This is a genomic window from Brunnivagina elsteri CCALA 953, from assembly GCF_002289455.1.
GTDB lineage: Bacteria > Cyanobacteriota > Cyanobacteriia > Cyanobacteriales > Nostocaceae > Brunnivagina > Brunnivagina elsteri.
Map to the genome: position 1 here is coordinate 1 of NZ_NTFS01000271.1, position 8,948 is coordinate 8,948.

General features: G+C 42.1%; 6 protein-coding genes. 4 read left to right on the forward strand and 2 right to left on the reverse strand.

Translation table 11 applies throughout. The features are described 5' to 3' along the window. Positions 1-626: 626 nt before the first annotated feature. The 4 genes from CK510_RS20635 (at position 627) to CK510_RS20650 (ending at position 7,894) form a co-directional block, all read left to right on the forward strand. Positions 627-2,939, forward strand: a complete 2,313-nt coding sequence (locus CK510_RS20635; RefSeq protein ID WP_095723491.1) for an NACHT domain-containing protein — start codon at positions 627-629, stop codon at positions 2,937-2,939. A gap of 752 nt (positions 2,940-3,691) precedes the next feature. After that, a complete protein-coding gene (gene mgtA, locus CK510_RS20640; protein ID WP_095723492.1) occupies positions 3,692-6,355 on the forward strand; it encodes a magnesium-translocating P-type ATPase in 2,664 nt (887 codons plus the stop codon). A gap of 513 nt (positions 6,356-6,868) precedes the next feature. Further along, on the forward strand, positions 6,869-7,354 hold the full coding sequence (locus CK510_RS20645) for a DUF4079 domain-containing protein (RefSeq protein WP_095723493.1): 486 nt from the start codon (positions 6,869-6,871) through the stop codon (positions 7,352-7,354). Positions 7,355-7,432: 78 nt separating this feature from the next. Further along, positions 7,433-7,894, forward strand: coding sequence for a rhodanese-like domain-containing protein (locus CK510_RS20650; RefSeq protein ID WP_095723494.1), 462 nt, complete (start codon positions 7,433-7,435; stop codon positions 7,892-7,894). 151 nt (positions 7,895-8,045) lie between these two features. On the opposite strand, the gene petC is transcribed toward CK510_RS20650, so the two are convergent. Together petC and CK510_RS20660 are read right to left on the reverse strand one after the other, a co-directional pair. Then, the gene (petC, locus tag CK510_RS20655; RefSeq protein ID WP_095723495.1) at positions 8,046-8,582 is read right to left on the reverse strand and encodes a cytochrome b6-f complex iron-sulfur subunit; all 537 of its coding nucleotides are present in this window, start codon (positions 8,580-8,582) and stop codon (positions 8,046-8,048) included. A 144-nt stretch (positions 8,583-8,726) separates the two neighbouring features. After that, complete coding sequence (locus CK510_RS20660) at positions 8,727-8,906, reverse strand: YgaP-like transmembrane domain (protein ID WP_095723496.1); 180 nt, start codon at positions 8,904-8,906, stop codon at positions 8,727-8,729. Between the last annotated feature and the right edge of the window lie 42 nt (positions 8,907-8,948).

An 8,948-nucleotide genomic window follows, 5' to 3' on the forward strand; every position in this document is an offset into this window, starting at 1 on the left:
GGTTAGGGTAGGGTAAAATTTTATGCAGCTTCATAAAGAATTGGTATAAGTAAATAAACAAGATAAGCTCTCGCCAATAATTTGTATTTCTCTCATACTTGTATATTTATTTTCTTAACATAGAAATATAAAATCGGTATTGTATCAATATAAATACTTAAATTTTGTTATTAGTGTTAGAAACTTTACTTGAATAATGGCAATCATAATTGTCCACGGAATAGAAGTATCGAATACCATTGCCAACAACGTAAAATGGACAACCTGATCGCAGTAACTTTTGCTCGTGTAATTGCTTCAAATATCCAAGTGTTTGATTTATTTACAAATCTTTAAAAAATTAATGATTCCTTAATATCACTTATCATTGATAGCCATTAATCAATACATAGAAGCCCGCAACTCAATCTTCATAAGGTTTTCGCAGAATTGATTCCACGCATGTACATGGAATTGACAGTATAAAGAACTTTTGGATTGGTTTCATTTCGATGAAATGAAGATTGATCTATGACTTTTGTATGATTTAAATTGAGCAGAATTTTATTACCATCAGAAAAAATAGAAAGTTTATAGAGTTAATAAAAGTTTAAGTCATAAGTTTTTATTAGGAGTTTTATTATCTTATGGTCAAGCGATCGCTCCAGGCATCACTTACCAAGGTTCAAGAGGCTAAAAGAGCATTTGTCCGCAAGGGGTGGACGCAAGACAATCTAGCTTTTGAAGTCAATCTTAAGACTAGACAACCGATTTGGCGTTTTTTTAGTGGTCGTCCAGTTGAGCGTCATGTGTTTATTGAAATTTGTTCTTTATTAGACCTAAGTTGGCGGGAGATTGCTAGCAATCCGCCAGCAGAATTCATGGAACTAGAAGAATACAGCCAGCCCCCTGGGTTAGATATTGATAGATTAGTACAACAAGTGCGATCGCAACGCTTTGACAAAATTCAAGACCAATGTGGGATTTTACAGTTATTAGATATCAATCATCCAGTTGCGATCGATGACATATATATAGATGTAAATATTTTGGAATCAATTGCCAGCCAACAGTGGTTAGAAATCACTGCACTGCAAAACCTTGATCCCAAAGAATTTGACCGTTTTGGCTTAGGTGAGGTTGAGCAAAAACATATACCTGGTATGCAAGCAGTTGAAACATATTCCAAACTCAGGGTGCTAGGCAAACCAGGAGTAGGTAAAACCACTTTCTTACAATATCTAGCCATTCAGTGTAACCAAGGTGTATTTGCAGCGAATCAGGTGCCAATCTTCATTTCACTAAGAGATTTTGCTGAAGATTCTATTGTCACCAACGAGTTCAGCCTATTAAATTACATCCGCTCCTATTTTCTCACATCTGGAATTTCCAACCCATCAGTGATTGAAACTTTGCTCTTATCAGGCAGAGTGTTACTGTTGCTTGATGGCATGGATGAAGTTCTTAACCAACAAAGTAATGCTGTCTTAAGCGAAATTCGCAGATTTTCAGACAAGTATCACAAAAATCAGTTAGTGTCCACCTGTCGAACAGCATCTCAAAGACTTGGACTCCGAGGCTTTACCGATGTTGAGATTGCCCCATTTACCTCAGAACAAATCCGAGCCTTTGCTCAAAAATGGTTTGTGGCATTCAGCAAGACGAACATTAAAAATGGTCAAGCCCAATCTGCTGAGTTTATTCAGAAGCTGGACTTACCTGAAAACTGGCAATTTCGCCAACTTGTAGTTACGCCCCTATTTCTGCATCTTGCCTGCTGGGTGTTTCACGGTCAAGAAAAATTTCCGACTAAGCGGACTGACTTTTATAAGAAAGGTTTAGACCTTCTTTTGGGGAAATGGGATGAAGCCAGAGGCATTGAACGAGATGACGTTTACCGAGGTTTTTTATTACCACAAAAGCTGAAGTTATTGAGTCAAATTGCGGCAGCGACATTTGAGCAAGGTCAGTATTTTTTTGAGCAACGCATCGTTGAGCAATATATTGGTGACTACATTCAGAACCTGACCGACGTGCCAATGGATGTAGAAGAATTGCAAATAGAAAGCGAAGCAGCACTGAAGACGATTGAAGCACAACATGGGCTACTAGCAGAACGGGCGCGGGGAATTTTCTCCTTCTCGTATCTGGCATTTCAAGAATACTTCACGGCGAGAAAAATTGTTGCCAGTTACAACCTAGAGGCATCTGGGCAAGCACTGTCAGGATTAGTTAGCCACATTACTGACCCGCACTGGCACGAAATTTTCTTGTTGACGGCTGCTATGCTCCGGAGTGCAGACTCTTTAGTACAGTTGATGAAGCAACAAATTGATGCGCTCGTTGCTCAAGACTCTTATTTACAAGAGTTTTTGACCTGGGCTAGCCAAAAATCTCGCACTATTCCCACCCAACCAAAAGATGCCACTATTAGAGCATTTTATCTTGCCCTTTCACGGACTCCTCACCTGCCTTCTAACTTTGTCTTAGCCAGCAGCCTTGACCAGGGGATGTTTCTGGATGCTGCATTAAACAACCTACTGCTAGAATCTGCAATTGATAAAAACCTTGACTTTGCCCACGCTCATGCCTGTGGAGATGCTCTCTCGAACATTCTGGGTATTGTTTTGGATGCTGGACTCCATAAATCCCTGCAACAACTCTCTGAGCAATTTCCCAATTCTGAGCAAAATCAAGAACGGTTTTCAGGCTGGTGTCAAACAAACTATGTAACTTGGTCTCAACAGCTAAACACAACCATCACTAATTATCGTAATATTAACCACCACTGGCAGTTTACCCAACAGCAAGAGCAGGTATTGCAACGTTACTACGATGCCAATCAACTATTACTTGATTGTCTAAATAGCAATTGTGAAGTGACGGCTGCTATTAGGCAGGAAATTGAAGCTACCTTATTGTTACCAGTAAAAGAACTTGAGGATAGGGAATGGCAGTGAATCTGAGTTTCTTGATTGAATGATTCAACGGTAGCTTGAAGCACATTAGAGTAAGCCACAAAATGAATGATCCTGTGTTGTCATGCTGAGGAACGTTCGCGTAGCGTGTCCCCTTGGGACTCAGCATCTACGCGAGATTCTAGCCTGCGGCAACGCGTTCGCGCAGCGTGTCGCTTTGCGACTCAGCGCGTACGTTCCACCCTGCGGGAAGCAAGCTACAGAATGACATTGGGCATTTCTTTCTGTGGAGTTCTCTTAGCAACCTGACTTTTCCCGTTAAGTTTGGAAACATGGATACAGCAAGGGTTTCAGCCCACAGGTTTATTATCAATAAAATACGCTTAATGAGAATAAAACAACGGGAAAATAGGACTTTTAGGATAGCACTCCTGATCGCGTTCACGTATAGTGGCGGCTTCCGCATCGCTGTGATAGAAAGATGACGGGAAAAGTCAGAATTGTCGTTGAGGTCATACACAAACTTTCGTAAAGACTTTATTGCTTTTCATTACAATTTATATCGTAATCAATTAATTCATGACGTAAATCAAACTCTAGTCACTCAGAGTAGTAAATGAGCAAGGTTATCTATTTAGTCTATTTAGGTTAAAAAAATTTGGGTACTGAATAGATATCTCCAGAAATTAGGTTTTCACCTAGATAGGACAAGGGTTTGAGATTCTTTTTCGGAGATATCTAATCTATGCCTCCCGTCATACCGTCATTTTGGAACAGCCAAAGGAAATAATTTTATGAAGCGATTAAGCCAAGCTGCCAATGCACCCAAAAAGCCGAAAACGAAAGCTAGCCCGTCTGTAGATTCATCCCAAGCGCTCATCGATATTGCTCGGCTGGATGTGGATGGAGTGCTGCACTTATTCGATACTTCGTTAGAAGGACTGACTGAGGCTGAAGCCAAGCGGCGATTAGAGAAATCGGGACTGAATGAGATCGCCCGCGAAAAACCGATCACATGGTATATCCAATTGCTGAAAACGGTAACGAATCCCCTCTCACTTTTACTGATTGTTCTGGCGACAGTTTCGCTGTTAACTGGGGGTGTAGTAGCCGCTTGCATTATTTTTACGATGGTGGTTTTTGGTGGGTTGCTGCGCTTTTCACAAGAATTTCAGTCGAACAAAGCTGCCGAAAAGCTGCGGGAAATGGTAAGCTCAACGGCAACGGTGAGCCGTAAAGATGCTGCACCGAAAAAAGAGAAGGGAATCACCGCCGGAAAAGAAATTGCAGTAAAGTTGCTGGTACCTGGTGATATCATCTTTCTTTCAGCCGGAGATATGATTCCAGCCGATATCAGGCTGATTGCGACAAAGGATTTATTTCTCAGTCAGTCAACCCTAACTGGGGAGTCGCTACCCTCTGAAAAACACCCAGAACTCCCTGATGATAAGGAGAAAAACCCATTGGAGTTAGTTAATCTCTGTTTTATGGGTACTGCGGTTGTCAGTGGTTCAGGAACAGCCGTTGTTGCAGAAACGGGTAGTCATACTTATCTAGCATCCCTGGCTAAAACCGTTAGCGGACACAAAACACGAACAAGCTTTAACAAAGGTGTGAATGGCGTAACCGTGCTGTTGATGCGCTTTATGCTAATTATGGCTCCCCTCGTCTTTTTGATCAATGGAGTGCTTAAAGGTAATTGGATTGAGGCATTCACATTCGCTTTATCGGTTGCTGTAGGGCTGGCTCCAGAAATGTTACCTGTGATTGTCACAGCAAATTTGGCGAAGGGTGCGATCGCTATGTCTGACAAAAAGGTTATTGTCAAAAACATTGATGCGATTCAAGACTTTGGCTCGATGAATATTCTTTGTACTGACAAAACAGGCACCTTAACCCAAGACAAAATCGTTTTGCAGAGGCATCTAGATCCCTACGGTCAAGAAAGCACCGATGTCCTAAAGTATGCTTATCTCAATAGCTTTTACCAGACTGGCTTAAAAAATTTATTAGATGTCGCCGTTCTCGATCACAATGAAGAACTTAAAGCTTTAAATATTGAAACAAACTACCAGAAATTTGATGAAATTCCCTTTGACTTTGTGCGTCGTCGGATGTCTGTTGTCGTTGAAGAGATGGGAAAACAGCACATACTGATTTGCAAAGGTGCTGTTGAAGAAATTCTCAAAGTCTGCACGCAACTCAAAGTCAATGACAAGGTTTTGCCAATAGATGAGTCAGTCCATACCAAGGTTGCAGACTTACAACAAAAGCTAAATTCTGAGGGGTTACGGGTAATTGCGGTGGCATATAAAGTCATGCCACCGGATCAGTTACATTATGCGATCGCCGATGAAAAAGATTTGGTTTTGTTGGGTAACATTGCGTTTCTCGATCCGCCCAAAGATTCCGCAGCCCAGGCGATTAAAGCTCTCAAGCGCAATGGCGTTGATGTAAAAATCATCACCGGCGACAATGAGATTATTACTCGTAAAATCTGCAAAGATGTGGGGATGCCAGTTCAAAATGTCTTACTAGGTAGCGATATTGACTCTTTATCGGATGATGAATTAGCTAAAGCTGCTGTAACCACAACCATTTTTGCCAAATTCTCTCCCACCCAAAAAGCCAAAATTATTCAAGTGCTGCGAAAAAAAGGCAACATTGTGGGATACATGGGAGATGGCATCAATGATGCGGCTGCTTTACGAGAGGCAGATGTAGGTATTTCAGTTGATACAGCAGTTGATATTGCTAAAGAGTCCGCAGACATCATTTTATTAGAAAAAAACTTGTTAGTCCTAGAATCTGGGGTAACCGAAGGTCGCAAGACGTTTGCCAACATCATCAAATACATCAGAATGGGCACTAGCTCTAACTTTGGCAATATGTTTAGCGTCTTGGGTGCGAGTGCGCTGCTGCCATTTTTACCCATGCAACCTGTGCAGATATTGATCAATAATCTCCTCTACGACTTTTCGCAAACGGGCATCCCCTTCGATCATGTGGATCAAGAAGCCCTCATCAAGCCACCAAAGTGGAAAATTGATAATATCCGGCGATTTATGATCTTCATCGGTCCGATTAGCTCCATTTTTGACTATGCTACCTATGCCCTGATGTGGTTTGTGTTTGGGGCGAACTCTGTAGACCAGCAAGCGTTGTTTCAAACGGGTTGGTTTGTGGAAAGTCTGATGACTCAAACGCTAATTGTCCATGTCATTCGCACGGCAAAGGTGCCTTTTTTCCAGAGTCGGGCTTCTTTACCCATGCTGCTGATCACCGCTACCGTGATGGGAGTCGCCATGTATCTACCCTTTTCGCCCATCGCATCCAGTTTAGGGTTTGTTCCCTTACCAGCCGTTTATTTTCTCTGGTTATTTTTAATCCTCACTTGCTATTGCGTCTTGACTCAATTTGTCAAAATTTGGTTCATCAAGAAATATGGCTATAACTAAGGTTATAAGACGAATGGCACGAAGATAAGCCGAAAGTCTTGTTTCACCTCGTTCCCAGCCTCCAGGCTGGGAATGTATTTCGAGAGGCTCTGCCTCTCGTTAAGCCTTTGGAGGCGGAGCCTCTCCGAATTGCTTCCCAGCCTCCAGGCTGGGAAGCAGTCAGGGCAAGGGCTATGTCTTAACTTAGTGCCATTCGGTTATAAGACTACAATAATTTTATTTTTACTTCATAAGTATCTTTTTAACCATTATGAATTCCTAATATTAATAAAAAATTTTGTTCAATTTACAAACTTAAATATTTGGCTGGGACATTACTCTGATTAATTCTGGTAATAATTTTCTTACGTTTTGTAACGTGTTTAATCAATTGATTCAATTCATTCAATAAATCAAACAACAGCCTGTCAGGGTAATCGTAGAAACAGAGTTGTTAATTTAGCTCAAGCAGCCCTCTGATTCAATATTGATTGAGTGAATTTAGCATACGCAAATACTTTGGAGATAACCATTATGAGTTTGCATAATCTAGCAGTTCTCCAGCCCTATCTCAGCTTTTTCCACCCGATTACCATGTGGATTTTATTAGTCGTTGCACTCTATGCCATGTATCTGGGTGTGCAAGTTCGGCGGACGAGGCTGGCAGAAGGAGAGTCTAAAAAAGAACTGGTAAAGGGTCGGTTTGCTATCCGCCATCATCAAATTGGCTCGATACTCCTGGCACTGATGGTGATGGGCGCGATTGGGGGAATCACGGTAACTTACCTCAATAATGGCAAGATTGTAATTAGTCCCCATCTGTTTGCTGGATTGGGAATGGTGGGGTTGATTTCCACATCTGCTGCGTTAGTTCCCTTTATGCAGAAGCATGACTGGGTTCGCAGCATCCACGTTTCCCTCAACCTGATTTTACTGGGATTGTTTGCCTGGCAAGCTGTGACAGGGGTGCAAATTGTCCAGGAAATTTTGAGCCAAATGATGAAGAATGGCGCAGGATGACGAGTATTCAACCTGCTGGGCTAAAGTGTTTCAGCCCAACTGCGTTAGATGTCACTCACGCAACTTTAGGAGAAAAATATGAAGAATCTTTTTCTAACATTATTACTGGGAACCTTATGTGTTTTTATTTTTGCGATCGCACCAATTCCCCTCGCATCTGCTAGTTCTATGCCCCAAGCTAAATTATCAGAGGCGATCGATCATTTTTTAAATTCTCTGCCTAGCAATTATTACACGATCGCAAACACAGAAGGTCTCAAAAGTATTCTTAAAAATGATAATGCTGTATTAATTGATGTTAGACAGCCTTCTGAATATACCTCAGGTCATATTCCCAACGCCATTAATATTCCCTTGCAAACCTTAATTGCAGATATTGATAAAATTCCCCAAGATAGCCCTGTAGTCCTCTATTGCACAACAGGTTATCGAACGGCAATGGGAGTTATGAGTTTGCAAATGTTAGGACGTACTAATGTGCGGGGTTTTCCTCCTAGTATTCAAGGTTGGAAAGCAGCAGGAGAAGCTTTGGAAAAGTAGGATGCAATTACACAAATAAAGGGTTTAATACCCCAACCATCACACGTAGCCTCCGTTTCAGACGGGGATCTAAGTCCTGTCTGAAACTGTCTTTAATTTTGAAATCAAAGAGAGGAATATTTGTAATTTTTCGGGTGTTTAGCAACAAGCATCATACCCACCAAGGCTTTTCTCCAGTGCGAGGATCAGTTTCCGTCCAGGGTGAAATCAAAATGCTGTTATTGATGACGGCAACGTGGAAAATCTTGAGGGGGAGAGGAGCGGGACCTCTTACTACTGTTCCATCTGGGGCATAGCGGGAACCATGACAGGGACATTGAAACTGCTGTTCCATTGGATTCCAAGGAAAGGTACAGCCCAAGTGGGTACAGTTATCAAGAATCCCGATGCTGTCCAGTGTGTGATCTTCTTTGACAATCAAATATGTGGGTTCACCACTCAGACCTGCGACTAGGGCACGGCTTCCTGGCGACTCTGCCAGGATTTGGCTGGCTGGGATTAGGTTCCCTAGAATATCTTTGGCGAGAATAGCTCCCCCCGCTCCCATTTTTTCTGCTGGAGGAATGAAGAATTTGCCAGCGACATAGAGCGCAGAACCAGCGGTGACAGCAACAGTCGCGCCGGTAATGAAGTTGAGGAATTGCCGGCGTGATAAAGACGGACTTTCAATCGGAAGATTAGTGTCCATGACGGAACTCCTGGATTTAGATGGTGTATTCAGATTGCAAAACACTCAGCTTTGTTTCAAGCAGGTGAGCAGCCACCCGTTACCTTTTCTAGCTAACCCCGATTGCACTTTCTTTAGCTTGAGGGCTAGAGCGGGTGAAGGCTTCTAAAGTTGCTCGTTGGGCTGATTGGTATGAATTCCCAGGAGGCGATAAAGACCACAAAAGCCTACTAGGGCTGTCACCAGTAATACACCACCTGCAACTACTAGTCCAACACCCAAAGCAGAGCCGCTGTAGAGAAATAATCCTAGATAAATCAGTAAAAATAATGCTGGAGTTATCATTAGCAGCGAGTGTTTTACCCATTGAATCAGCCAACAATAAGG